Source organism: Pseudomonas sp. PDM04 (assembly GCF_014851765.1).
In the GTDB taxonomy this organism is placed as follows: domain Bacteria; phylum Pseudomonadota; class Gammaproteobacteria; order Pseudomonadales; family Pseudomonadaceae; genus Aquipseudomonas.
In genome coordinates, this window is record NZ_JACVAI010000001.1 from 1,327,032 (window position 1) to 1,353,382 (window position 26,351).

The 26,351-nt window shown below is 62.5% G+C and carries 19 protein-coding genes; 6 read left to right on the plus strand and 13 right to left on the minus strand.

The annotated features are described in order from the left end of the window. Nucleotides 1–6: 6 nt before the first annotated feature. From IB249_RS06170 to IB249_RS06180, 3 genes are all read left to right on the plus strand, one after another. A complete protein-coding gene (locus IB249_RS06170) occupies nucleotides 7–4,293 on the plus strand; it encodes a membrane-targeted effector domain-containing toxin (RefSeq protein ID WP_192302596.1) in 4,287 nt (1,428 codons plus the stop codon). A gap of 177 nt (nucleotides 4,294–4,470) precedes the next feature. After that, nucleotides 4,471–5,610, plus strand: coding sequence for a mandelate racemase/muconate lactonizing enzyme family protein (locus IB249_RS06175; protein ID WP_192302597.1), 1,140 nt, complete (start codon nucleotides 4,471–4,473; stop codon nucleotides 5,608–5,610). Nucleotides 5,611–5,650: 40 nt separating this feature from the next. Next, a complete protein-coding gene (locus IB249_RS06180; protein WP_192302598.1) occupies nucleotides 5,651–6,934 on the plus strand; it encodes an MFS transporter in 1,284 nt (427 codons plus the stop codon). Between the two features lie 128 nt (nucleotides 6,935–7,062). Here IB249_RS06180 and guaA read toward each other — a convergent pair whose 3' ends face one another. From guaA to IB249_RS06200, 4 genes are all read right to left on the minus strand, one after another. Continuing rightward, complete coding sequence (gene guaA, locus IB249_RS06185; protein WP_192302599.1) at nucleotides 7,063–8,640, minus strand: glutamine-hydrolyzing GMP synthase; 1,578 nt, start codon at nucleotides 8,638–8,640, stop codon at nucleotides 7,063–7,065. A 98-nt stretch (nucleotides 8,641–8,738) separates the two neighbouring features. Beyond that, nucleotides 8,739–10,208 (minus strand): IMP dehydrogenase, encoded by a 1,470-nt coding sequence (gene guaB, locus IB249_RS06190; RefSeq protein WP_192302600.1) that lies wholly within the window; start codon nucleotides 10,206–10,208, stop codon nucleotides 8,739–8,741. Between the two features lie 106 nt (nucleotides 10,209–10,314). Then, nucleotides 10,315–10,863, minus strand: a complete 549-nt coding sequence (locus IB249_RS06195; protein WP_192302601.1) for a sugar ABC transporter ATPase — start codon at nucleotides 10,861–10,863, stop codon at nucleotides 10,315–10,317. 170 nt (nucleotides 10,864–11,033) lie between these two features. Further along, complete coding sequence (locus tag IB249_RS06200) at nucleotides 11,034–11,801, minus strand: sulfite exporter TauE/SafE family protein (protein WP_192302602.1); 768 nt, start codon at nucleotides 11,799–11,801, stop codon at nucleotides 11,034–11,036. Between the two features lie 185 nt (nucleotides 11,802–11,986). Between IB249_RS06200 and xseA the strand changes: the two genes are divergently transcribed. From xseA to leuA, 3 genes are all read left to right on the plus strand, one after another. Continuing rightward, nucleotides 11,987–13,366, plus strand: coding sequence for an exodeoxyribonuclease VII large subunit (xseA, locus tag IB249_RS06205; protein WP_192302603.1), 1,380 nt, complete (start codon nucleotides 11,987–11,989; stop codon nucleotides 13,364–13,366). 3 nt (nucleotides 13,367–13,369) lie between these two features. Then, the gene (locus tag IB249_RS06210; protein WP_192302604.1) at nucleotides 13,370–14,191 is read left to right on the plus strand and encodes a peptidoglycan DD-metalloendopeptidase family protein; all 822 of its coding nucleotides are present in this window, start codon (nucleotides 13,370–13,372) and stop codon (nucleotides 14,189–14,191) included. A gap of 432 nt (nucleotides 14,192–14,623) precedes the next feature. Further along, the gene (gene leuA, locus IB249_RS06215; RefSeq protein ID WP_192302605.1) at nucleotides 14,624–16,303 is read left to right on the plus strand and encodes a 2-isopropylmalate synthase; all 1,680 of its coding nucleotides are present in this window, start codon (nucleotides 14,624–14,626) and stop codon (nucleotides 16,301–16,303) included. Nucleotides 16,304–16,438: 135 nt separating this feature from the next. Here leuA and IB249_RS06220 read toward each other — a convergent pair whose 3' ends face one another. The 9 genes from IB249_RS06220 to pilW form a co-directional block, all read right to left on the minus strand. Further along, nucleotides 16,439–17,230 (minus strand): amidohydrolase, encoded by a 792-nt coding sequence (locus IB249_RS06220; protein ID WP_192302606.1) that lies wholly within the window; start codon nucleotides 17,228–17,230, stop codon nucleotides 16,439–16,441. Further along, entirely contained in the window at nucleotides 17,218–18,366 is a 1,149-nt protein-coding gene (locus IB249_RS06225) for a pyridoxal phosphate-dependent aminotransferase (protein WP_192302607.1), read from the minus strand. Before IB249_RS06225 ends, IB249_RS06220 begins: the two co-directional genes overlap by 13 nt. Nucleotides 18,367–18,590: 224 nt before the next feature. Further along, nucleotides 18,591–20,060, minus strand: a complete 1,470-nt coding sequence (gene der, locus IB249_RS06230; RefSeq protein WP_192302608.1) for a ribosome biogenesis GTPase Der — start codon at nucleotides 20,058–20,060, stop codon at nucleotides 18,591–18,593. Between the two features lie 234 nt (nucleotides 20,061–20,294). Next, nucleotides 20,295–21,446 (minus strand): outer membrane protein assembly factor BamB, encoded by a 1,152-nt coding sequence (gene bamB / locus IB249_RS06235; RefSeq protein WP_192302609.1) that lies wholly within the window; start codon nucleotides 21,444–21,446, stop codon nucleotides 20,295–20,297. After that, nucleotides 21,439–22,080: a YfgM family protein gene (locus tag IB249_RS06240; protein ID WP_192302610.1), complete on the minus strand. Its 642-nt coding sequence runs from the start codon at nucleotides 22,078–22,080 to the stop codon at nucleotides 21,439–21,441. The genes bamB and IB249_RS06240 overlap by 8 nt, the downstream gene beginning before the upstream one ends. Nucleotides 22,081–22,121: 41 nt before the next feature. After that, on the minus strand, nucleotides 22,122–23,411 hold the full coding sequence (gene hisS / locus IB249_RS06245) for a histidine--tRNA ligase (protein ID WP_192302611.1): 1,290 nt from the start codon (nucleotides 23,409–23,411) through the stop codon (nucleotides 22,122–22,124). A gap of 24 nt (nucleotides 23,412–23,435) precedes the next feature. After that, nucleotides 23,436–24,545, minus strand: coding sequence for a flavodoxin-dependent (E)-4-hydroxy-3-methylbut-2-enyl-diphosphate synthase (gene ispG, locus IB249_RS06250; RefSeq protein ID WP_192302612.1), 1,110 nt, complete (start codon nucleotides 24,543–24,545; stop codon nucleotides 23,436–23,438). A 3-nt stretch (nucleotides 24,546–24,548) separates the two neighbouring features. Then, entirely contained in the window at nucleotides 24,549–25,589 is a 1,041-nt protein-coding gene (locus IB249_RS06255) for a helix-turn-helix domain-containing protein (protein WP_192302613.1), read from the minus strand. Then, nucleotides 25,589–26,347 carry a type IV pilus biogenesis/stability protein PilW gene (gene pilW / locus IB249_RS06260; RefSeq protein ID WP_192302614.1) on the minus strand — a complete coding sequence of 253 codons (759 nt, stop codon included), beginning with the start codon at nucleotides 26,345–26,347 and terminating at the stop codon, nucleotides 25,589–25,591. The genes IB249_RS06255 and pilW overlap by 1 nt, the downstream gene beginning before the upstream one ends. Nucleotides 26,348–26,351 lie beyond the last annotated feature (4 nt).

The window sequence follows — 26,351 nt, forward strand, 5'->3', positions numbered from 1 at the left end:
AAGCCTGTGGACACTCAAAAAGACCCCGCACTGCCCAACGCCGCTGACAGAGAGGCACTCAAGGCGCTGGTTCCGACCATGGTCGAAGCCTGCCCCGACCTGTATGAAATGGCCTGCGCCATCGCCCGGGACATTCTTGTCAGACATGACCTTGCCCACCTGGAGCCCGAGCAGGTTTATTTCCACCGTTTTCGCGCCGCCCAAAGCAGCCCGCGCACCTTTACCGGCTGGGAACACCGGCTCGAAACCCCGCGCGAATCGATGACCCTGCCGCAACTGGTGATCCAGCGCTTCAACGTGCATGACCAAGACAACGCCGACCTGCTGGACGCCGACGCCGGTTTCTACAGCGCCGGGCCGGACGCGCAAAACTATGACGAAAGCAATGAAATCCGGCTGCACGCCAAGGACGTGTTGAAGTCTTTCTGGGAGATCGACTTCGCCGATCACTACCGGCAAAAGATCAAGTCGTTCTGGAACAAGCACAGCAAAACCTTCCGCGCGCTGGCCAAGTGCACCTTCCTCGCCAAGGCCATGGAAGACCGTGAAAGCGGCCGGCTATCCGATCAAAACTTCAAGACGGTGGTCAACGCCGTGGCGGGAAACATCCGTTGGCCGGTGACGCGACAGATGCTCGAAGACGAAGCACCGCCAGCCAAGGGCGTGCGTGTCAGCCTGCTGAAGATCGGCGGGTTCGTGGCCACCGACATCCTGTGCATCGTCGATGCCCAGGGCCGGAAAATGATCTACACCCCTGGCGAAATCTGGGGCGTGCACGCCTTGCAGTCCGATCGCCATGTGCATTGGTGGGTCCTGTCGAAAATCGGCAAGCCATCGGACCGCAAGCGTTTCATGGCGCATTTCCAGGTCGCCGACCACGACATCATGCAAGACACGGCCTCGCGCCAGAGTGCCAAGCGCAGCTGGCTCTCCCTGGAGAATCCGGGCGTGAACCTCGTCGCCCTGTTGTTCCGTGAGCCGCACATCGAGAACGTCGGGCTCAATCATGTGCTGGACCTGCTGGTCAGCACCTGGGACAGCAACGATCACCAACTGGTGGAACACAGCGCCGAAGCCCTGGACGGCGATGCCTTCACCTTTCTGGCGAACGCCACCCATGCGCGCATGGTCAGCGACGCCGAGTTCATGCTGCACTCCAATGGCGAGCTGCGTAAAAAACTGTGGATCGGCTACCTCAACGCCTTCAACAAAATGTTCGGTCCCATGGCCGCCGTGGGCTGGCCGGTCGCTCTGGCGGTCGTCGGCGCGGGTATCGCCAACGTTGGCCTGCAGATCGACCAGGCGGTCAACGGCAAAACCCCGGGCGCGCGCAAATCGGCGGTGACCGCAGCGATTTTCACCGCCATCGACACGCTGTTCAACGCCACGTTCCTCAAGGGCCCGGAGCTTCCGGAAATCGCCGAGACCTCGATGCTCATCGAGGAAGAAGAGCATCTGCTGTTTGCCGAGCAGGCCCGGACGCCACTGCCGACACTGCAGGAGATCGCCCCGAAACAGGTGCTCCCCGCCGCACCGGAAGACTTTCTCGCGGCCTTCAAGACCACGGTCGGCGAAGCCACGATGGTCCAGACCGATAGCCCGAAATTCCAGGAGATCATCACCACTGCGTCCGGCAAGCATTACATCTACATGCGTCGCGCTGGCAGCGATGGGTTCTATGCGGTGCGTTACGTCGAGCAGATCCGCGGCTGGGTCATCGTCGATCCGCTTCATCCGCATTCGTTTTATCGCAATGTGCCAGTGCGCCTGAACGAGGCGCTGAAATGGCAACCGGTCGCGCGTCCCGGCCTGCGGGGCGGCATGAAGATTTTCGGCGAATGGCCCTGGGGCCACACCGCCAGCGCGCTGCCAGAGACGGCGACACCCCCGATGCCGTATGACGTTCCGCCCACGTCGACACCGGCGCTGCGAGCGTTGGCGCAAAGCCGAGTCGAGGATTTCCCGCTGGACCCGGTGCACGGCAGCGACAGCCTCTATCAGGACTTCAAGAGCCTGCGCCGCAGCCTGTATGACGACGCCATCGACTTCTACAGCGCCCCGAGTGTACCGCTGCGCCCGACGGTGCCGACCTTCAAACCCTCGACCCCGTTCGCCGACATGAGCAAGCGCCTGTTCAAGGAGGCGCCCGGCCTGGTGATCAGTCAGGACACCGCCACCACGGGCGCCCGGCAAGTGCTGATCGACAACTTCAAAGTGCTGAACAAGCAGAAGGTCAGAACCCTGTACCTGGATCATCTGCTGACCGATTTTCATCAGGCGGATCTCGACCTGTTCCATCGCACCGGGAAGATGCCGTCCGCGCTCGAGGAATCGCTGCAGGCGCTGGATGTCCGCTTCGGCAGCGACCCGACCGGCCCCCACAGCTACACGGCGCTGGTCAAGGCGGCGCAGAAAAACCATCTTCGCGTACAAGCCATCGACTGCATGGCCAGCCGCCGCTTCCCACGCATGGAGCGGACCACGGAGGCCAGCAGCCGCAAGATGATGAATTACTTCTCCGACACCGCGATCCGCGCAGACCAGGCCGCACACGGGGCCAATCGCTGGGTGGCGCTGGTGGACGACGTGCGTGCCAGCACCTTCGACCGCGTCGCCGGCGTCAGCGAACTGCAAGGTGCCGTCTCCCTTCGCGTGGAAGAATTGCCCATCGGCAGGGCGAATGGCCTGGGGGCCGATCCGGGGAAAAAGGTGCGGGACCTGCTGGGCAACCCCATTGATCTGCTCAAGAGCGACCTGCGCCTGCAACTGGACGGCCCGCCGCCGACGATCACCGCCAACAGCGTCGAGACCGCCTTGCCCAGGAGCGGCATGTTCATGATCCAGGACAACGACACACTCATCCATCGCAGCGGTGATGGTTCACTGGTGCAGACACCGATCCAGCACGATGCCGGCGGCTTTTTTGTCGTGCGCCCGCGATGGGTCCGGGTCAGCGGCCGGCACTTCGACAGCGTCCATGAACTGGCCCTGGGGATTGAGGATGAAGGCCTGTCGCTGACGCGTGTGCGCATTGACCCTCTGGCGGGCGAATCGCCGGTGCGCGAGCCGTCGCCCTCCACGTCCGGCACCCGCGACCAGGCCACAGCGCAATCGACGCTGCCCGACACCGCGCTGTTCCGTTCGCCCTATGAAATTCCCCACCCGTATCGCGCAAGACTGAAACAGGCCGCCTCTGCACCGGGCGGCCGATCACTGGGGGACCACATCGCGAGCATCAGCGGCGACTCCCCCCTGACAGCGTTCAAGGCTCTGCGCAAAGACCTGCGCGACGCGGCCACGCGCTTCTATACCGAATTGAACCTTGCACCGCGTCCGGCGATGCCGCCCCTTGACCCGGCTTCCAGCGCCGAGTCATTCATCGACTGGTGGATCGAACATTTCGACGGGCTGGTCATCGGTGAAAGTCATGCCGAAATCGGCAGCAAGCAATGGTTGATCGAACAGATGCCGATGCTCTCTCGCAAGGGTGTGAAAACCCTGTACATGGAGCATCTGCTCACCGACTTCCATCAGGCCGCGCTGGACAACTTCGCCAAGACCTCGGTCATGCCCAGGGATCTTGAGTTGTACCTGCAATCCCTGGATCAAGGTCATTTGACCGATCCCGTCGAGCGTTTCAACTTCCTTGAGTTGGTCAAGGAAGCCAACCGCCACGGCATACGGGTCCAGGCCATCGACTGCATGGCCAGTTATCGCCTTGAAGGCCTGTCGGGCCTGGGCAAGACGACCCGGCAACAGATGATGAATTACTACGCCCATACCGTGATCGAAGCCGATCAGGCCCTGCGCGGGTCACACAAATGGGTGGCGCTGATGGGCAATTCACACGCGAACACCTTTGAAGGTGTCGCCGGGGTCAGTGAACTGGAAAAAGCTGTCGGGCTGCGCATCGAGGACGTGGGCAAAGGGCCGTCGAGGGGCTACGAGCCGGATCCCGGACGAACCTTTGTCGACGACGATGGCAATCCCGTCGGTCGGGCCAGAAGCGATCTGCGCCTGCAAATTCACACCCCCTACACCTCAAAGTCGACACAAGCGATCAAGCAGCTACTCAATCGGCCGGGGATGTACACCCTGAAGAGGGAGCCCGTTGGAACGTGGCTGATTCACTGCGGGCGTGACAACCTCGTCGTGAAAACGTCGATTGAATCGGAGTCCGGCCGTTACTTCATCAAGCGTCCCGCCTGGCCGACGTTGGACCAGAAACGCTTCGACAGCATGCAAGCCCTGCTCAAGGCACTGGATGAGCGAGGCATGACCCTGGCCAGTTGATCGAATGATCCCTCCCTGTCTCGTCCCGAATGCCCCGATCCGGGGCGAGACAGGGTTCAAACCGCCGCCTGCGCCCCTCCATGTGACAAAATGTTTCCCAGCCACTTTTGATGTTGTACGATGACGTACCTGTCCAGGGCAGACCCACAATTCATAAAAAATGGGGAAGATCGACCTGTGATCATCAGCAGCATCGAAGTTATTCGCATCAGCATCCCGTTCAGCACCGGCGCCAGCCAACGGCAGAATCACGGCCAGGCCAAGGACGACGACGCTTTCAATGCCGCCTCGCCGAGCCATCAGCGCATGCAGAGCCTGATGCTGAAAATCACCACAGACACCGGATTGGTAGGCTGGGGTGAAGCCTTCGGGCACGGGTCCAATCCGGTGACGTACCAGGCGTTGACGGCGGTCGTCGGCCCGATGTTCATCGGCACGTCGCTGGCAGACCGCGAGCAGACCCTGGAAAAGGCGCGTCGCGCCTTGCATGGCTTTGGCTCGACCGGTGCGATGGTCTACGCCCTTTCGGGCATCGACATCGCCTTGTGGGACCTCGCGGCCCAGGTCGCTGGCGTTCCCCTGTACCAACTGCTGGGCGGCACCGCGCGTACGCTCGAGTTGTATGCGAGCCTGGTCAGCTATGGCAACGATCCTGACGAAGTCTATCGACAAGTCAGTCGTGCCCGCGACCTGGGCTTTCGCAAGATCAAACTGCACGAGACCCACGTCGACGCGATAGCCGCTGCCCGCCGGGCACTGCCAGTAGCGGCCGGCGAGTTGATGGTGGATGTGAATTGCCCATGGTCGGTGGCTGAAGCCAGCGAAGTCGCCGAGCGCTTGCGCGCGCTGGAACTGACCTGGCTGGAGGAACCGGTCTGGCCACCTGACGATGCCGCCGGGCTGGCGCTGGTACGTCGCAACGGCGTGCCGCTGTCCGCCGGGGAGAACGCTGCCGGCGTGCAGGGCATCAAGACCCTGCTGGAACAGCAGGCGATTGACGTCGTGCAACCCAGCGTGGCGAAAATCGGCGGCATCGGCGCCATGCTCCAGGTGTTTGCCCTGGCCAGGCAGCATGGCGTGAAAGTCGTGCCGCACTGCTTCTACTTTGGCCCGGGCCTGTTGGCCGTGGCGCACCTGTGCACGTTGCTGCCCCAGGAAGTGGCGGTGGAGGTGCCGTTCATTGAATTCGAACGCCTGCTCTACCCCGCCCTGGCCTTCAAGCCCCGCATGGAACTGCCGACTGACGCCGGCCTGGGTTTCAAACCGGATCTGCAAGTGATCGAAGACTACTGCCTGGAACGGACTTTGATCGACTGAGCCCCCGCTGTTTTCTGTCAATAATAAAGGCCATAAAAGAATGAAAGGCTATTACCGCTGGAACATTGCCGGGCTGCTGTTCTTCGCCGGCATGCTCAATTACCTCGACCGCGCGGCGCTCTCGGTGGTCGCGCCACTGCTCAAGACCGAACTGCACATCGACGATGCGCAAATGGGTTTCATCTTCAGCTCGTTTTTCTTCGGCTACTGCGCCCTGTGCTTCATCGGCGGCTGGGCGGCGGACAAATACGGGCCAAAAAAGGTGTTCGCCTGGGCCGCCGGCAGCTGGTCGGTGTTCTGCGGCCTGACTGCGGTCATCACCGGTTACCTGCAACTGCTTATCTTCCGGGTGTTGTTCGGCATGGGCGAGGGGCCGATGGGCACCACCACCAACAAGTCGATCACCAACTGGTTTCCGCGCCAGGAAGCCGGACGGGCGCTGGGCTTCACCAACTGCGGGCAACCCCTGGGCGCGGCCCTGGCCGGCCCGGTGGTCGGACTGGTAGCGTTCAACTTCGGCTGGCGCATTTCCTTCGTCGTCATCGCCGTGCTGGGCGCCCTGTGGTTGCTGGCCTGGCTGATGATCTTCAAGGACACCCCGGATCAGCATGCGAGCGTTTCCCAGGCCGAGCGCGACTTCATTCGCGCGGGCCGCGAGGAAGTGCTGGTGGAGAACGTTGAAGAAGGCCGCAGCCTGTTCAGCTACATCTTCTCCATCCCGGTGCTGGCGGTCGCGACCGCGTTCTTCTGCTTCAACTACGTGTTGTACTTCTTCCTCACCTGGTTACCCAGCTACCTGATGGACTACCAGCATCTCGACATCAAGAGTATGAGCATCATCGGCGTCATCCCTTGGCTTGGCGCGGCGGTGGGCTTCCTCGGTGGCGGCTTCCTGACCGATGCCCTGACCAAACGGCTGGGCAACGTCATCCTTGCCCGCAAAATCATGCTCACCCTGGGCCTGGGCGTTGCGGCGACGTGCGTGCTGATCACCACACAGGTGACCTCGCTGGGCATGGCGGTGGCCTGCATCACCGTCTCCAGCGTGTTCCTGTTCGTGACCCCACAGATCTGCTGGGCGCTGATCCAGGACATCGTGCCGAAAAACCGCGTCGGCGGCACCGGTGGCTTCGTTCACCTGCTGGCCAACATCGCCGGGATCATCGCGCCCACGCTGACCGGGCTGGTCGTTCAATACGGCGGCGGCTACAACGTGGCCTTCATCATCTCGGCGGCGGTCTGCGGTCTGGGCATGTTGGTGGTGATACTCGCGGTGAAAGGACAGGGCCATCAGGCGCCCGTTGCGGCCGCCGCGATGCGCTGAGGCCTGCGGGTCATTCAGATACGACAAGGGCGCCTTTCGGCGCCCCTTCGTACACGCTCATGACTCGGGTGTCGGCTCGGGCATGAAAAAACCGGCAAAAGCCGGTTTTTTCATGCTGCGCTGTAGGATCACTCCCACTCAATCGTCGCAGGCGGCTTGCTCGACACGTCGTAAGTGACGCGGGAGATGCCTTCGATTTCATTGATGATACGGCCGCTGACGGTTTCCAGCAGTTCGTACGGCAGGTGCGCCCAACGGGCGGTCATGAAGTCGATGGTTTCCACGGCACGCAGGGCCACGACCCAGGCGTAACGACGGCCATCGCCCACCACGCCTACCGATTTCACCGGCTGGAACACCACGAAGGCCTGGCTGACCTTGTGGTACCAGTCGGCCTTGCGCAGTTCTTCGATGAAGATGTGGTCGGCGCGACGCAGCAGGTCGGCGTATTCCTTCTTCACTTCACCGAGGATCCGCACGCCCAGGCCCGGGCCCGGGAACGGGTGGCGGTAGACCATGTCGTACGGCAGGCCCAGTTCCAGGCCCAGACGACGGACTTCGTCCTTGAACAGTTCGCGCAGTGGCTCGACCAGCTTCAGGTTCATCTCTTCCGGCAGGCCGCCCACGTTGTGGTGCGACTTGATCACGTGGGCCTTGCCGCTTTTCGCGCCAGCCGACTCGATCACGTCCGGGTAGATGGTGCCCTGGGCCAGGTACTTGATGTTGTCCAGCTTGCAGGATTCGGCATCGAACACGTCGATGAAGGTACGGCCGATGATCTTGCGCTTCTTCTCCGGGTCGGCTTCGCCGGCCAGGTTGTTGAGGAACTGCTCTTCGGCGTTGGCGCGGATCACCTTGACGCCCATGTTCTCGGCGAACATGGCCATCACTTGCTCGCCTTCGTGCAGGCGCAGCAGGCCGTTGTCGACGAAGACGCAGGTCAGTTGGTCGCCGATCGCCTTGTGCAGCAGCGCGGCAACCACCGAGGAGTCGACACCGCCGGACAGGCCCAGCAGCACGTTGTCGGTGCCGACCTGGGCGCGCACCTGGGCGATGGCGTCTTCGGCGATCTTCGACGGGGTCCACAGCGCTTCGCAGCCACAGATGTCGAGGACGAAGCGCGACAGGATGCGACCGCCCTGCTTGGTGTGGGTCACTTCCGGGTGGAACTGCACGCCGTAATAGGCGCGCTCGTCGCTGAACATGCCGGCGATCGGGCAGCTCGGGGTGCTGGCCAGGACGTGGAAATCGCCCGGCATCCGGGTGACCTTGTCACCGTGGCTCATCCACACGTCGAGGCCGAACAGGCCGTCGGCGTCGACGTGGTCTTCGATACCGTCCAGCAGGCGGCTCTTGCCGACCACATCGACACGGGCGTAACCGAACTCACGCAGCTCGGAGCCTTCCACCTTGCCGCCCAACTGCTCGGCCATGGTCTGCATGCCGTAGCAAATGCCGAACACCGGTACGCCCAGGTCCCAGACCGCCTGTGGCGCGCGCGGGCTGTCCGCCACGTGTACCGACTCCGGGCCACCCGCGAGGATGATCCCCTTTGGCGCGAATTCGCGAATCGCTTCGTCGTCCATGTCGAACGGATGCAGTTCGCAGTACACACCGATTTCACGCACGCGGCGGGCGATCAGCTGGGTGTACTGGGAACCGAAATCGAGGATCAGGATGCGGTGAGCGTGAATATCGAGGGCCATGATTCAGTCTCGTCTAAGTCATTCAGAAACAGTCGTGATTCAGAAACAACTCGGGGCTGAATAAAACAGCCCCGGTCGTTAACTTTTTGCTTGAAGGCTCAACCTACGCGGTAGTTTGGCGCTTCCTTAGTGATCTGTACGTCGTGTACGTGGGACTCGGCCATGCCAGCGCCGGTGATCCGCACGAACTCGGGGATGGTGCGCATTTGTTCGATGTCGGCGCTACCGGTGTAGCCCATCGAGGAACGCAGGCCGCCCATCAACTGGTGGATGATCGCGCTCAGGCTGCCCTTGTACGGAACACGCCCTTCGATGCCTTCCGGAACCAGTTTCTCGGCGCCGGCCGAGGAGTCCTGGAAGTAGCGGTCGGAGGAGCCCTGGGCCTGGGACATGGCGCCCAGCGAACCCATGCCACGGTAAGCCTTGTACGAACGGCCCTGGAACAGTTCGATCTCGCCCGGCGCCTCTTCGGTACCGGCGAACATCGAGCCCATCATCACGCAGGAAGCACCGGCCACGATGGCCTTGGACAGGTCACCGGAGAAACGGATGCCGCCGTCGGCGATCAACGGAACGCCGGTGCCTTCAAGGGCAGCGGCAACGTTGGCGATGGCACTGATTTGCGGGACGCCGACACCGGCGACGATACGGGTGGTGCAGATCGAGCCTGGGCCGATACCGACCTTGACGGCGTCGGCGCCCGCTTCGGCCAGGGCCTTGGCGGCAGCGCCGGTGGCGATGTTGCCGCCGATGACCTGCACTTCAGGGAAGTTCTGCTTGACCCAGCGAACGCGGTCGATCACGCCCTTGGAGTGACCGTGGGCGGTGTCGACCACCACCACGTCAACCCCGGCATTGACCAGGGCGGCCACGCGCTCACCGGTGTCTTTGCCGGTACCGACGGCAGCGCCAACGCGCAGACGACCTTGATCGTCCTTGCTGGCCAGCGGGTAGGCCTTGGCTTTTTCGATGTCGTTGACGGTCATCATGCCCTTGAGGGCGAACTTGTCGTCGACGATCAGCACGCGTTCGATGCGGTGCTTGTGCAGCAGCTCGCGAACGTCGTTCTTGTCGGCGCCTTCCTTGACGGTGACCAGACGCTCTTTGGGCGTCATCACGTCGCGGACGCTGGCGTCCAGGCGGCTTTCGAAACGCACGTCACGGGAAGTGACGATGCCGACCAGGTCGCCATCGTGCAGGACCGGAACGCCGGAAATGTTGTGCAGGCGGGTCAGTTCGAACAGATCACGAACCGTGGCGTCAGCCTCGATGGTGATCGGGTCCTTGACCACGCCGGCTTCGAACTTCTTGACCTTGCGCACTTCGGCAGCTTGCTGCTCGATGGTCATGTTCTTGTGGATGATGCCGATGCCACCTTCCTGAGCCATGGCGATTGCCAGACGGGCTTCAGTGACGGTGTCCATGGCGGCAGAAACCAGAGGAATGTTCAGCTCGATGCCGCGGGTAAGGCGGGTCTTCAGACTGACTTCGTTAGGAAGCACCTCGGAATAACCGGGCACGAGGAGAATGTCGTCGAATGTCAGAGCTTCTTGGCTGATACGCAGCATCGCGGGGGCTCCCGAGCGGGAAAATGGAAGCGCGCCATTATAGTCAGACACCCCCTCGGGTTCAATGTAAAACTCTGTCTATTATCAGCATTACGGATGTACGGGTTCAGAGCTCGACCTTGACCCAACTGACGGGCTGATCCAGCCAGTCGGCAAATTCATCGAGAAAGCTCTGCTTGAAGCCGGCCTCGGCCCAGTTGTTGAAGATGAAACCGAGGTTGGAGAAGCCGCATTCCTGGAGGAACAGAAAGCCATTGATGTCATCTTCGTGCCCGCACTCCGGGCAGGTGAAGTTGTCGGTGCGCCCCGGCATCCAGTCTTCCAGGCTTTCGAACAGCGCTTCGCCGACCTCCTGGCGGCATTCGGCGCAGCCCGCCTCCCCCAGAAAACCCTTGGCCGGCGTATAGATGCAGCGCTTGGTCACGATCTCCAGGCCGTTGATCGCCTCGCCGAACGGCAGAGCTTGCGGGTGCAGGACCACCGCACGGGCGCCATCGGCGATCGCGTGGCCCATGCGGTTGCCGGTGCGCCCGCAGGTGCTCAGTTCTTCCTTGATGATGTTCTTGCGCACCAGCCAACGCACCACCGCCCTGGCCCGGGGCTCATGCACCGGCAGCGTGGAGATTTTCGGGACGATGATGCTTTGCGAGTTCATGGTGCAAGCCCTGCTGCAAATACTGAAAATTTTCCCTTCGGTGGGAGCGAGCCTGCTCGCGATAGCGGTGGGTCAGTCACCGTTGAGTCGGCTGACATTGCGCTATCGCGAGCAGGCCCGCTCCCACAAGAAGAAAAGAGGCCGGCAGCTTAATCCCTGACGCGATCCGGTCAAGTGCTCAAATAACGCCCGATCAGGGCAATCCCGCTGGCCAGTACCAGCCAGGTCACCAGCCGCACGAACGCCTCGCGGGACAACCGCAGGGTCAGCCGCCGGCCGATCCACAAACCCAGCGCCATCGCCGGCAACAGACACAGCGCCAGCATCAACAAGGGTAGCTCGGCATACACCCCTGCGACAGCAAACAGGCTCAGGCGGACCACGGTGCTGCAACTGATCAGCGCACTCTGGGTCGCCCGGGCGGCCTCTTTCGACAACCGGCTGTTCAGGTAGATCGCATAGAGAAAGCCGCCACTGCCAAACAATGCCCCGAACATCCCGCCCACCGTGCCCATCGGCACCGACCAGGCGGCCGACAACTGCGTCGGCCGGCGTTTGACCCCCAGGCTGTAGATCGCATAGGCGCTGATGAACAGCCCCATCAACAGCAGCAACACGTCCGAATGCAGGTTCAGCAGGAAAATCACCCCCAGCGTGCAGCCCACCGCCATGCACGGCAACAGCCGCAACAACTCCGGCCTGGCCACGTCCCGCCGCGACGGCAGCAGATTGCCGAACGCCGCGATGAAATCCAGCAGCACCAGCAACGGCACGATCTTCGACAGCGGCATGAACAGAATAAGAATCGGCCCCGCCACCAGCGCCGTGCCGAAACCGGCGATGCCGAACACGATATACGCCAGGGCAATGCCCAGGCCGATCAGTAACCAATCCGTCAGGCCGAAGGGCCATTGGTTCAACAACTCGAGCACATTCATTCCCCTGTCATCCTTGAATTCCGAAGCGAACTCTACCCTCTGTGAGAGCGGGCTTGCTCGCGAAAGCGCTATTTCATTCAATTTCGCCATCGACTGATACACCGTTTTCGCCAGCAAGCCCGCTCCCAACATCGGATGTATCTTGGTCATGGAGATTGAGCCGCGAATGCCTTTAAACTGCGCCCATGATTAAAGATCCCTTTGCAAGACTCGGCCTGGACCGGGAAGTCCTGACTGTCACCCAGCTCAACGGCCGTGCGCGGGTGTTGCTGGAGGACGTGTTCAGCAACATCTGGGTCGAAGGCGAAATCTCCAACCTCGCCCGCCCGGCGTCCGGCCACGTGTATTTCACCCTCAAGGACAGCGGCGCACAGGTGCGCTGCGCATTGTTCCGGCAGAACGCCGCGCGGGTTCGCCAGGCGTTGAAGGACGGCCTGGCGGTGAAAGTGCGTGGCAAGGTTTCGCTGTTCGAAGGCCGTGGCGACTATCAGTTGATCCTCGACACGGTCGAACCGGCCGGTGACGGCGCGCTGCGCCTGGCCTTCGATGCGCTGAAGGAAAAACTCAGCGCCGAAGGCCTGTTCAGCGCCGAGCGCAAGGTGCCGCTGCCCGCGCATCCGCAACGCATCGGCATTATCAGCTCGCCGACCGGCGCGGTGATCCGCGACATCATCAGCGTGTTCCGCCGCCGGGCGCCGCAGGTGCAATTGACGTTGATCCCCACCGCCGTGCAGGGCCGCGAAGCCACCGCGCAAATCGTCCGCGCCTTGAAACTGGCGGACGCCCGTGGTTTCGATGCCTTGATCCTGGCCCGTGGCGGCGGCTCGCTGGAAGACCTCTGGTGTTTCAACGAAGAAGCCGTGGCCCGCGCCGTGGATGCCTGTGTGACACCGATCGTCAGTGCCGTCGGCCATGAAACCGATGTGTCGATCAGCGACTTCGTCGCCGACGTCCGCGCGCCCACGCCGTCGGCCGCCGCCGAACTGCTGGCCCCGGATTCCAGCGACCTGGTGCGCCGGGTCGAAAGCCTGCACCGCCGCCTGGTGATGCGCATGCGCGACCGCCTGATGCGCGACCGCCTGCGTCTGGAGGGCATCGCTCGGCGCCTGCGCCACCCGGGCGAACGCCTGCGCCAGCAGGCACAGCGTCTGGATGACTTGGACATGCGTCTGCGCCGGGCTTTCGAACGCAGCCTCAACACCCGTCGCGAACGCTTGATCCGCCTGGAAACCCGCCTCGCCGGACAGCATCCGGGTCGACAACTGGCCATGTTGCGTCAACGCCTGGACAGCCTCGCCGAACGCCTGCCCCGGGCCATGCGCGAAGGGCTGAAGGGCCGTCGCCTGCAACTGCAAAGCCAGGTGCAGACGCTGCACGTGGTCAGCCCGCTGGCGACCCTCGGGCGTGGCTACAGCATCCTGCTGGACGAGCGCGGCCATGCGATCCGCAACGCGGCACAAACCCACAATGGCCAGCGCCTGAAAGCCCGCTTGGGCGAAGGTGAGCTGCACGTGCGGGTCGAGGACAACCACCTGACGCCCGTCACCCTCTCTTTACTGGATTGATCGATGCCACGCCTTTTCGCTTCGCTGCTTGTGTTGTGCCTGAGCTTCAACGCCCATGCCGACAGCTACATCACCCGCCTGTTGAACAAACCCGTGCCGGGCGGCGTGGCCGTGATCGATCTGGGCAGCGCCGCGCAGGCACCGACCGCCCGCTACCAGGGCAAACCGGTTCTGGTGGTCAGGGAGCAGGACAACTGGCGGGCCATCGTCGGCGTACCGCTGACGGTCAAGCCCGGCGTGCAGTCCATCAGCAGCGGCGGTCGAACCCTCAACTTCAGCGTCGGCAGCAAGAAGTACCCGGAACAGCGCATCACCCTGAAAAACACTCAGCAGGTCAACCCGGACCCGGACAACCTCAAGCGCATCGAGCGCGAGTTGGCCGAGCAGATCGCCGCCTACCGCACGTTCAGCCCGAACACGCCGAGCAACCTGCTGCTGGACAAGCCGGTCAATGGCCCGCTGTCGAGCAAGTTCGGGGTGCGTCGGTTCTTCAACGGCGAGGAGCGCAATCCCCACTCCGGCCTGGATTTCGCCGTGCCCGCCGGCACACCGATCAAGACCCCCGCCGCCGGCAAGGTGATCCTGATCGGCAACTACTTCTTCAATGGCAACACCGTGTTCGTCGACCACGGGCAGGGCTTCATCAGCATGTTCTGCCACATGTCGAAGATCGACGTGAAGGTCGGCCAACCGCTGGCCCGCGGCGCGGTGGTCGGGAAGGTCGGCGCCACCGGCCGGGCGACCGGGCCGCACATGCACTGGAATGTCAGCCTGAACGATGCGCGGGTGGATCCGGCGATTTTTATCGGGGCGTTCCAGCCCTGAATTTTGTGGTGAGGCGACTTGCGTCATCGCGAGCAGGCTCGCTCCCACAGGGGGACGTGATCAAAGGTGGGAGCGAGCCTGCTCTCGATGAGGCCAGCAAAGGCACCGGATTCCAATTGCGCAGCTTCCAAAGCCTGCGCAACCACTGGGAATATTCGCGCTATCTAAAGCAATAAAATCGCGAGAGAACTGCAATTTCGGATATTCCTCTCAATTTTTTTCGACTGCTTGCCATCCTCCCCCCTCGCGGTTAGGGTTGAAGGCATGAAAACCTCTCACACCCTCATTCAGCTTCGCCAGCACCGCAGCCTGTGCCTCGTCAGCGCACGACTGCCGGGCTGAATCGCGACGCCTCGTCCCACGCTTTGCCCAAGAACAGTTGAACCACCGGCAGGCCGCCTCTTCTCGGCCCACACAATAAGGATTCCTCCGATGAGCATGCTCAAAGACCCGTCTTCGAAATACCGCGCCTTCCCGGCCATTGACCTCCCGGACCGCACCTGGCCGTCGAAGACCATCACCGCCGTGCCGATCTGGTGCAGTTCCGACCTGCGTGACGGCAACCAGTCGCTGATCGAACCGATGGATTCGGCCAAGAAACTGCGCTTCTGGAAAACCCTGGTGCAGGTCGGCGTGAAGGAAATCGAAGCGTCGTTCCCGGCGGCTTCGCAAACCGACTTCGACTTCGTGCGCACCCTGATCGAAGACAACCACATCCCGGACGACACCACCATCCAGGTGCTGACCCAGGGCCGTGAAGACCTGATCGCCCGCACCTTCGAATCCCTGCGTGGCGCGAAGAAAGCCATCGTTCACCTGTACAACGCGACCTCCCCTTCCTTCCGCCGCATTGTCTTCAACCAGGACAAGGACGGGATCAAGGAAATCGCCGTGAGCGCGGCCAAGCTGTTCGTCAAATACGCGGCCCAGCAGCCTGAAACCCAGTGGACGTTCGAATACTCGCCAGAGACGTTCAGCGCCACCGAACTGGAGTTCGCCAAGGAAGTGTGCGACGCCGTGATCGAGGTGTGGAACCCGACGCCCGAGCACAAGATGATCCTCAACCTGCCGGCCACCGTCGAATGCGCGACGCCGAACGTGTATGCCGACCAGATCGAATGGTTCGGCCGTCACATCAACCGTCGTGACAGCGTGATCATCAGCCTGCACACTCACAACGACCGTGGCACCGGCGTGGCCGCCACCGAACTGGGCCTGATGGCCGGCGCCGATCGTGTCGAAGGCTGCCTGTTCGGCAACGGCGAACGCACCGGTAACGTCGACCTGGTGACCGTCGCGCTGAACATGTACACCCAGGGCCTGAACCCTGAGCTGGACTTCTCCGACATCGACGGCGTGCGCAAGGTCGTCGAAGAGTGCAACCAGATCCCGGTGCACCCTCGCCACCCGTACGTCGGCGACCTGGTACACACCGCGTTCTCCGGCTCGCACCAGGATGCCATCCGCAAGGGCTTCGCCCAGCAGAAACCGGACGCCCTGTGGGAAGTGCCGTACCTGCCGATCGACCCGGCCGACATCGGCCGCAGCTACGAGGCGGTCATCCGCGTCAACAGCCAGTCGGGCAAGGGCGGCATCGCCTACCTGCTGGAGTCGGAATACGGCATCAGCCTGCCGCGTCGCATGCAGATCGAGTTCAGCCAGGTCGTGCAGCGTGAAACCGATCGCCTGGGCCTGGAAATGACCGCCCAGCAGATCCACGCCTTGCTGCACAGCGAGTACTTGCAGGCCAACACCCCGTATGCGCTGGTCAGCCATCGCCTGCAGGAAGAAAACGGTCACAGCGCCGTGGAAGTGGAAGTGTCCGGCAAAGGCCAGGGCGAGACCAACCTGCACTGGCGCGGCAAGGGCAACGGCGCACTGGAAGCCCTGGTGGCCGGCCTGCCGGTGCCGGTGGAAATCATGGACTACAACGAACACGCCATCGGCGCGGGTACCCACGCCAAAGCGGCGGCCTACATCGAGCTGCGGGTGAACGGTGAGCGTGCGGTGCATGGCGTCGGCATCGACGAAAACATCACCACCGCCAGCTTCAAGGCCCTGTTCAGCGCGCTGAACCGCTCGCTGAGCCAGCCGGAAGCCAAAGCGGCGTAAGCCAGGCCGTTACGCGAAAGGCCCCGGGGTGAGAACCTCGGGGCCTTTTTGTTTGTGCGGGATTCGCCCCCACCGGCACACCGCACTGTGGGAGCGAGCCTGCTCGCGATGACGTTATGTCAGGCGACAGATATCTCAGGTGAACTCAAAGGTATCTGCATCCAGATTCGCCGGAAACCGCGTGCGATACGCCTGCAGCTCGGCCGCACTCAACACCGCCTGGAACACCCCGTCCGCATCGCCGGCACTGAGCAGGGTCTCGCCCTGGAAATCCAGCACCTGGCTGTCCCCGGTGTAGGCAAAGCCCTTGCCGTCGGTGCCGATGCGGTTCACCGCCGCCACATAACAGAGGTTTTCAATCGCCCGCGCCGGCAACAGGCGGTTCCAGTGCTGGCGCCGTGCGCCCGGCCAGTTCGCGGTGTAAAGCAACAGATCGGTGTCCTGGGCATCCCGGCTCCACACCGGGAAGCGCAGGTCGTAGCAAATCAGCGGCCGCACCCGCCAGCCCTTGAGCTCGAACTGCACCTGGCGCTCGCCGGGGGTGTAATGGTTGTGTTCACCGGCCATGCGGAACAGGTGGCGCTTGTCGTAGTGCCAGACTTCGCCGTCCGGCCGCGCCCACAACAGGCGGTTACGATGACTGCCGTCGGCGGCCTGCACGATCACGCTGCCGGTGATCACGGCATCGAGGTGCGCCGCCTGGGCGCGCAACCACTTGCTGGTCGGACCGTTTTCCGCCTCGGCGAGGGTGTCCGACTCCATGGAAAAACCGGTGGTGAACATCTCCGGAAGGATGATCAGGTCGGCGCCACGCGCCTGTTCCAGCAACGGCTCGAAATGCTCCAGGTTGGCCTGGCGGTCATGCCAGGCCAGGCTGGTCTGGATCAGGGCGATGTTCAGATTGGGCAGTGCACTCAGATCACGCATAGTTTTTCCGCTGCCTGACGCAGGGTCTCCTCACGTTTGGCGAAGCACAGGCGCACCAGGCGCTGGCCTTCGGGTGGCGTCTGGTAGAACACCGAGATCGGGATGCTCGCCACGCCGTGCTCGCGGGTCATCCACAGCGACATCTCGACGTCGTTGAGGTCCGGGCGGATCTGCGAGTAATCGACCAACTGGAAATAGGTGCCGGTCACGCGGGCGAAGCTGAAACGCGACGGCGCGAGCAGGTCGCAGAACAGGTCGCGCTTGGCCTGATAGAAGGCGGGCAACGCTTCCACGTGTTCCGGGTGCTCGGCCATGAAATCGGCCAGGGCGAACTGCAGCGGCGTCACCCCGCAGAAACTCACGTATTGATGCACCTTGCGCAGCTCTGCCGTGAGCGCCGGTGGCGCGACCACGTAGCCGGTTTTCCAGCCGGTGACGTGATAGGTCTTGCCGAACGAGCTGACCACGAAAGCACGCTGGTACAGCTCCTGATGATTCAACACGCTGACATGAGCCACGCCGTCGAACACCAGGTGTTCGTAGACCTCATCGCTGACCAGGTAGATATCGCGATCACGGATCAGGTCCGCCAACCGATCCAGCTCGGCACGACTGATCAGCGCTCCGCTCGGGTTGTGCGGAGTGTTCAACACGATCATTCGGGTGCGCGGGCTGATCGCCGCCGCGAGTTTTTCGAAGTCGATGGAAAAATCATTCAACCCCAGTTGCACATGCACGCAGCGGCCGCCCGCCAGCTCCACCGAAGGCTCGTAGCTGTCATAGCAGGGATCGAACACGATCACTTCGTCGCCACTGTGGATAACCGCCTGGATCGCACAGAAGATCGCCTGGGTGGCGCCGGGGGTGATGGTTACTTCGTGATCGGCATCGACCTGCACGCCGTAGCTGCGCGCAATTTTCGCCGACACCTGCTGACGCAGCCCCGGCAGGCCGGTCATCGGCGAATACTGGTTGTGGCCACTGGCGATGTGCCGGCCGACCGCGTCGCACAAGGCCTGCGGTGCATCGAAATCGGGAAAACCCTGGGACAGGTTGATCGCCCCGGTCTGCGCCGCGAGCTGCGACATCTGCGTGAAAATAGTGACGCCGACATTCGGCAGCTTACTGGTGATCATCGGTGGTTCCCTGCTCTACACCCGGCTCTGACGCGGCGCGGGAGAGCCCGAGGATAGCCCATCCGGCGCCCATAAAAAAAGGGCGCATAAAGCGCCCTTTCTTCTGTTACCGCCCCTGTGGGAGCGAGCCTGCTCGCGATGGCGTCGACAGCTTCAACATCAACGTGTCAGACAGATCGCTATCGCGAGCAGGCTCGCTCCCACCCAAGGCGGCCCGCCTTGAATCAGCGCTTGTCGCGGCGCTTCTTGTCGGCCTTCTTGTGGTGCGACATCAAGCGACGCTTCTTGTTGACCTGGCGGTCGGTCAGCGAGTTCTTGTTGCCTTCGTACGGGTTCTCGCCGCCCTTGAACTCGATGCGGATCGGCGTACCGACCAGCTTCAGGACACGGCGGTAAGTGTTCTCCAGGTAACGCACGTAAGACTTCGGCACCTTCTCGATCTGGTTACCGTGAATCACGATGATCGGCGGGTTCGCGCCACCCAGGTGGGCATAACGCAGCTTGATCCGGCGGCTGTTGACCATCGGCGGCTGGTGCTCGCTGACGGCGTCTTCGAGGATCTGGGTCAGGCGACTGGTCGGCCAGCGGGTGACCGCCGACTTGAACGAGTTCTGCACCGACGCATAGAGGTTGCCCACGCCCGTGCCGTGCAACGCCGAAATGAAGTGGATGTCGGCGAAGTCGACGAAGAACAACCGGCGTTCCAGCTCGATCTTCACAAAATCGCGTTCGCCCGGGGTCATGCCGTCCCACTTGTTCAGTGCGATGACCAAGGCCCGACCGGCCTCCAGGGCGAAGCCCAGCAGGTTGAGGTCGTGATCCACCACACCCTCGCGGGCGTCCATGACGAAGATCACCACGTTGGCGTCCTTGATCGCCTGCAGGGTCTTGACCACCGAGAACTTTTCGACTTCCTCGTGGATCTTGCCGCGCTTGCGCACACCGGCGGTGTCGATCAGGGTGTACTTCTCGTCATTGCGCTCGAACGGGATGTAGATGCTGTCCCGGGTGGTGCCGGGCTGGTCGTAGACGATCACCCGGTCTTCACCGAGCATGCGGTTGACCAGGGTCGACTTGCCCACGTTCGGGCGGCCGATGATGGCGATCTTGATCCCGTCTTTTTCGCTCGGGCCAGGAATGCGCTTGGCTTCCTCGCCTTCGGCCACTTCCTCTTCCTCGCCTTCCTGCAGCTCATCCTCGTCTTTCGGGAAGTCGCTCAGGGCGATTTCCAGCAACTGGGTGATGCCACGGCCGTGGGCGCCGGCGATCGGGATCGCGTCGCCCATGCCCAACGGCGCGAACTCGGCGCGGGCCATTTCAGGGTCGATGTTGTCGACCTTGTTCGCGACCACGTGGGAGCGCTTGTTACGCTTGCGCAAGTGCTCGGCGATCATCTGGTCCGCAGCGGTGAAACCCGCCTTGGCATCGACCAGGAACAGGACCACATCTGCTTCTTCAATGGCCAGCAGCGACTGCTCGGCCATTTTTTCGTCCATACCATGCTCGTCACCGGAGATACCGCCGGTGTCGATCAGAATGTAGGAACGCCCTTGCCACTTGGCCTCACCGTATTGGCGATCACGGGTCAGACCGGACAGGTCGCCGACGATGGCGTCACGAGTCCTGGTCAGGCGGTTGAACAAGGTGGACTTGCCGACGTTCGGTCGACCCACCAGGGCGATTACGGGAACCATGCGGCTCTCCACTTCGTTATTTCAGAAAATACAAAAGCCGCTGCTAGGCAGCGGCTGGTGCTCGAGGCAATCTCCATGACGATTTCTGCAGGAGCGAGCTTGCTCGCGATAAACGCATGGACACCGCGTTTAATCAGGACGCCAACGTCATCGTTGGCGTCCATCGCGAGCAAGCTCGCTCCTACATTCCGACATAGGTGAAGCCGCCTGGGGGTTAAACCCCAAGCATAGTCGTTACTTGATGGTCAGGGCTTCCAGTTTGCCGCTGTTGCCATACACATAAATCGTGTCACCCACCACCAGCGGACGGGCACGCAGGCCGTCGCTGTCGATGCGCTCGCGGCCGACGAAGCGACCGTCCACCTGACTCAGCAGGTGCAGGTAACCTTCCAGGTCACCCACTGCAACGTAGCTGGAGAACACTTCCGGCGCCGACAGTTGACGGCGAGCCAGTGCATCGTTGCTCCACAGGGCAGTGGTCGAACGCTCGTCGACGCCTTCAACGGTGCCCGAAGACAGGCTCACGTAAACGTTGCCGAAACCCTGGGCAACGCCGGCATAGCTGGAGGCATCACGCTGCCAGAGCTGACGACCGCTTTCCAGGTCCAGTGCCGCTACGCGACCCTGGTAGCTGGCGACGTACAGCGTGCCGCCGGACAGCAGCAAGCCGCCGTCGATGTCGACCACACGTTCCAGCTCCGAACGACCTTGCGGGATCGCGACCCGTTGTTCCCACACCGGCACGCCGTTGGAGATATCGAGGGCGACCACTTTACCGGTCGACAGGCCAGCCACCGCCATGCGGTTGGTGACGATCGGCGCGCTGGTGCCACGCAGGGTCAGGACCGCCGGGGTGCTGTCATACAACCAGCGCTGGCTGCCGGTGGCAGCGTCCAGGCCGATCAGACGGTCGTCCTGGGTCTGGACCACCACCACATCACCGTTGTTGGCCGGTGGTGCGAGGACTTCGCTGGACACGCGAGCGCGCCATTTCTCTTCGCCGTTGATGGCGTCCAGGGCAACGATTTCACCCTTGAGCGTACCGATCGTCAGCAGACCGTAACCGACGCCGACGGCACCGGACACAGGCAGTTCGAGATCTTTCTTCCACTTGACGTCGCCGTTGCTGCGATCCAGCGCCATCACCACACCGGTGACGTCGGCAGCATAGATGGTATCGCCATCGATCGCCGGTACCAGCATGTTGTAGGTTTCGCCCTGACCGTCACCGATCGAGCGACTCCACTGTTTGTGCAGAACCACTTCTTCCTTGAAGTCGGTCAGTTCGGCCGGTGGCAGTTCTTTTTTGCTGTTGCTGCTGCAACCCGCGGCCAGAATGGCCAGAGCCAGCAATGCTGCATGTTTCCAACGGATCACGTCACGCATCCCCTTTGGCCAGGTCGTCCAGCTTGATTTGTAGGCCACCGACTGCCGCTTCATCCGACAGTGCCGCCTTGGCTTTTTGATACGCCGTGTTCGCTTCATCGGTACGACCCAACTGCACCAGCAGGTCGCCCTTGAGTTCTTCGCGAGTGGCCAGGAAGGCTTTGTCGGCATCGCCTTCGAGCAACTTCAGGGCTTCATCGGCCTTGTTCTGCGCACCCAGCACCTGCGCCAGGCGCTGACGGGCGATTTCGCCCAGTGCCGGATTGGCAGGCTTGGCGACGATGGCCTTCAGTTCGCTGGCGGCGTCGTCCAGCTTGCCGCTGTCCACCGCGACCTTGGCCACGAACAGGCTGCCGTACTGCGCGTAGGCGCTGCCGCCGAACTCGCTGTTGAGCTTGCCGGCCAGGTCCGAGACGCGGGCTGCGTCTGGCTTGCCGTCAGGCGTCAGCGTGGTTTCGAGCAATTGCTGATAAAGCACCGAAGCGCCTTGCGACTGGTTGCCCTGATACTTCTGGAACGCCTGCCAGCCGAATACGATGACCAGCGCCAACAGGCCGCCAGTGACCAGGGGCTTGCCGTTGCGTGACCACCATTCCTTCAAATCCGCCAGCTGTTCGTCTTCGGTACTCGACACCCCAATACTCCTTAATCGCTAAATCGGCTGTTTGGACAGCTTCAACCCTGCACGACGCAGGTGGCCAGGTGTGCAGCAAGCGCATCCCAGGCAATGCTTTGTTGTTCGCCCTGGCCACGCAGGGGTTTGAAACCTACCACTTGCTGGGCCATTTCGTCGTCGCCGAGGATCAGCGCGTACAGCGCACCGCTCTTGTCGGCTTTCTTGAACTGGCTTTTGAAGCTGCCGGCGCCGGCATTCACTTGCAGGCGCAGGTTGGGTAGCTGGTCACGCACACGCTCGGCCAGCGCCAGGCCGGCCAACTCGGCTTCTTCACCGAAGGCACACAGGTAGACGTCGACCTGGCGGGAGATCTCTTGCGGGATCTGCTCCAGGGTCTCCAGCAGCAGCACCAGGCGCTCGATCCCCATGGCGAAACCAACGCCCGGGGTCGGCTTGCCGCCCATCTGCTCCACCAGACCGTCGTAACGGCCGCCGGCACACACGGTGCCCTGGGCGCCCAACTTGTCGGTGACCCATTCGAAAACGGTCTTGCTGTAGTAATCCAGCCCGCGCACCAGCTTCGGGTTGATCACGTAAGGAATGCCCGCGGCGTCCAGGCGAGCCTTGAGGCCCTCGAAGTGCGCACGGGATTCGTCGTCCAGGTAGTCGGCCATTTTCGGCGCGTCCACCAGGATCGCCTGCGTGTCGGCATTCTTGGTGTCCAGGACCCGCAGCGGGTTGGTCTTCAGGCGGCGCTGGCTGTCTTCGTCCAGCTTGTCCAGGTGTTGCGACAGGAACGCCACCAGCGCTTCACGGTAACGCCCACGGGACTCGCTGGTGCCCAGGCTGTTGAGTTCGAGCTTGACCGCATCACGGATGCCCAGCTCGCCCCACAGGCGCCAGGTCAGCACGATCAGCTCGGCGTCGATGTCCGGACCGTCGAGGTTGAACACCTCCACGCCGATCTGGTGGAACTGGCGATAACGCCCTTTTTGCGGACGCTCGTGACGGAACATCGGGCCGATGTACCAGAGTTTCTGCACCTGGCCACCGCCGGTGATGCCGTGTTCGAGCACCGCACGCACGCAGGCCGCCGTGCCTTCGGGGCGCAGGGTCAGGGAATCGCCGTTGCGGTCGTCGAAGGTGTACATCTCTTTTTCGACGATGTCGGTCACTTCGCCGATCGAGCGCTTGAACAGCTCGGTGAACTCGACGATCGGCATGCGGATCTGCTTGTAACCGTAGTTATCCAGCAGGCGCGCAACGGTGCCCTCGAAGTGACGCCACAGGGGGGTCTGTTCGGGCAGGATGTCGTTCATGCCACGAATGGCTTGCAGAGACTTGCTCACTATCAATCCTTAAATTCGTTCGACCTAGCCGCGCGCAATGACGGCAGCGTCGGCTTCGACCTTTTCGGCCGCTTTCTCGCGGATCAAGCGTTCAAGCTCATCCACCAGATTGTCATTCGTCAGTTTCTGCGACGGCTTGCCGTCGATGTAAATCAGGTTGGGCGTGCCGCCGGTCAAGCCGATATGGGCTTCCTTGGCTTCGCCCGGCCCGTTGACCACGCAACCGATGACCGCGACATCCAGCGGCACCAGCAGGTCTTCGAGGCGCCCTTCCAGCTCGTTCATGGTCTTGACCACATCGAAGTTCTGCCGCGAGCAGCTCGGGCAGGCGATGAAGTTGATGCCACGGGAACGCAGGTGCAGGGACTTGAGAATGTCGTAGCCGACTTTCACTTCCTCGACCGGATCGGCCGCCAGCGAGATGCGGATAGTATCGCCAATCCCTTCGGCGAGCAGCATACCGAGGCCCACTGCGGATTTCACCGTGCCTGAACGCAAACCACCGGCTTCGGTGATGCCCAGGTGCAGCGGCTGGACGATTTCCTTGGCGAGCAGGCGATACGCCTCGACCGCCATGAACACATCGGACGCCTTCACGCTGACCTTGAAGTCCTGGAAATTCAGGCGCTCCAGGTGTTCGACGTGGCGCAGCGCGGACTCGACCAGCGCGGCCGGGGTCGGCTCACCGTATTTCTTCTGCAGGTCTTTTTCCAGGGAACCGGCGTTGACGCCGATACGGATCGGGATGCCACGGTCACGGGCGGCATCGACCACCGCACGCACGCGGTCCTCGCGGCCGATGTTGCCCGGGTTGATCCGCAGGCAATCGACGCCCAGCTCGGCCACGCGCAAGGCAATGCGGTAGTCGAAGTGAATGTCGGCCACCAGCGGCACCTTGACCAGCTGCTTGATCTGGCCGAACGCCTCGGCGGCGTCCATGTCCGGCACGGACACGCGCACGATGTCGACACCAGCGGCTTCCAGGCGATTGATCTGGGCGACGGTGGCCGCCACGTCATTGGTGTCGCTGTTGGTCATGCTCTGCACAGCGATAGGCGCATCGCCGCCCACAGGCACGTTACCCACCCAGATCTTGCGGGATTCGCGACGTTTGATTGGAGATTCGCCGTGCATGACTTATTGACCCAACTTCAGGCGAGCAGTCTCGCCACTGGTGAACGGAGCGACATCAACCACCTGCCCGTTGTAACTGACCTGCGCGCCACGGGCATAACCCAGGCGCACGGCAAATGGCGGCTTGCCGCTGAGGCTGACACTGTCACCTTTGCGCTTGAGGCCACTCAACAGCACCTTGCCGGAGCCATCGGTCACCTGCGTCCAGCAATCAGCGGTGAATTGCAGTTGAACCTGCCCCTGGCCAGCGGTGGTGGCCGCGGCGGTCGGCGCCGGGATGGTCGGGGTGACCGAAGCCGTTGCAGGCGGCGTCGACACCACCGGAGCGGTCGGAGCTGGTGCGACGGGCGCGGCGACAACCGGCGCAGCATTGTGCGTCGGTGCAGCCGGTGCAGGCGTCGCCGGGGCCGCAGGAGCTGCCGGCTCGGCAGCCGGCGCAGTGGCGGTGTCGGCCGGTGCTTCAGCAGCGCTCTCGGACTGTGGCAATGCCAGCGCGGTGGAGTTTTCGGCTTGGCCTTCGGCAACGGCCTGGTCTTCCGGCTCGTCCAGCGGATGGATCTGGGTGGTGCCGTCCGCGCCTTCGACTTCAACGTGTTCCGGGCTGAGGCTGATCAGGTCCTTGGTCCGCAGCGAGGTCTGATCCTGCCACCAGACAAAACCGCCACCGATCACGGCGATGAGCAGCAACAGGCTGACGATGCGCAAAATGGTGTGGGAAACCCGCACCGGCTCTTCGATGCGCCCCAGGGCGTGGACGCTGCTGCCCTGGGAGTCGGTGCCGGTGGACTGGTCGAACTGCTGGACCAGCACGGTCTGGTCCATGCCCAGCAACTTGGCATACGCGCGAATGTAACCGCGAGCGAAGGTATGCCCAGGCAGCTTGTCGAAAGCGCCCGCTTCAAGATTGCTCAGGGAATTGACAGTGAGGTTGAGCTTGAGGGCCACTTCGGCCAGCGACCAGCCATTGCTTTCGCGGGCCTGGCGCAAAGTCTCACCGGGGTTAACGCGATTCGCTGCTACAACTTCAGGATGCGCCGCTTTCATCATTGCTCCGACAGGTATTGCTGATATTCCGGCGTACCGGGATAGAGTCGTTTTAGTTGCAGGCCAAAACTGGCGGCCTTGTCGCGATCTTCAAATACTTTTGCCAACCGCACGCCGAGCAACAGACTACGTGCATTTTGCTCCGTGAGCAGGCTGAAACGGTCGTAATAGTCTCGCGCGGGCACATAATGCCTGTCTTCGTAAGACAACTCAGCCATTTCCAGCAAGGCGCGTGGTTGTTGCTGATTCAACCGCAGGGCTTTTTCCAGTTGCTGGCGGGCCAATTCACGCTGGCCCAGCATCGAAGCGGTCATTCCCAGGTTCTCGAACACCCGTGAGCGCTCAGGATACAGGGTATCGGCGGCAGCTTGCTCGAAGCGCTCGTACGCCTCTTTATAGCGCTTCTGCTCGTAGAGGAAACTGCCGTAGTTGTTCAGGATTCGCGCATCCTTGGGGCTGGACGACAGCGCCTTGCGAAAATGCTCATCCGCCAGCTCCGGCTCCATTTCGGCCTGGAACACCAGGCCCAGCGCCGCGTTGGCGTCCGGGTCCGAGCTGTCCAGCTCCAGCGCTTTCTTCAGCGGCACCTTGGCGCGTTCCGTCATGCCCTGTTGCAGGTAACCCAGACCCAGTTGCACGTAGGCATTACGCGCCTCGTCGCGCCCCTTGCTGGTCTTCATCGGATTGAAATCGCCCGACAGGACGCAACCAGTACAAAGACTGGCCAACAGCAAAAGCAGCGCGAAGCGCAGGGACATGGAG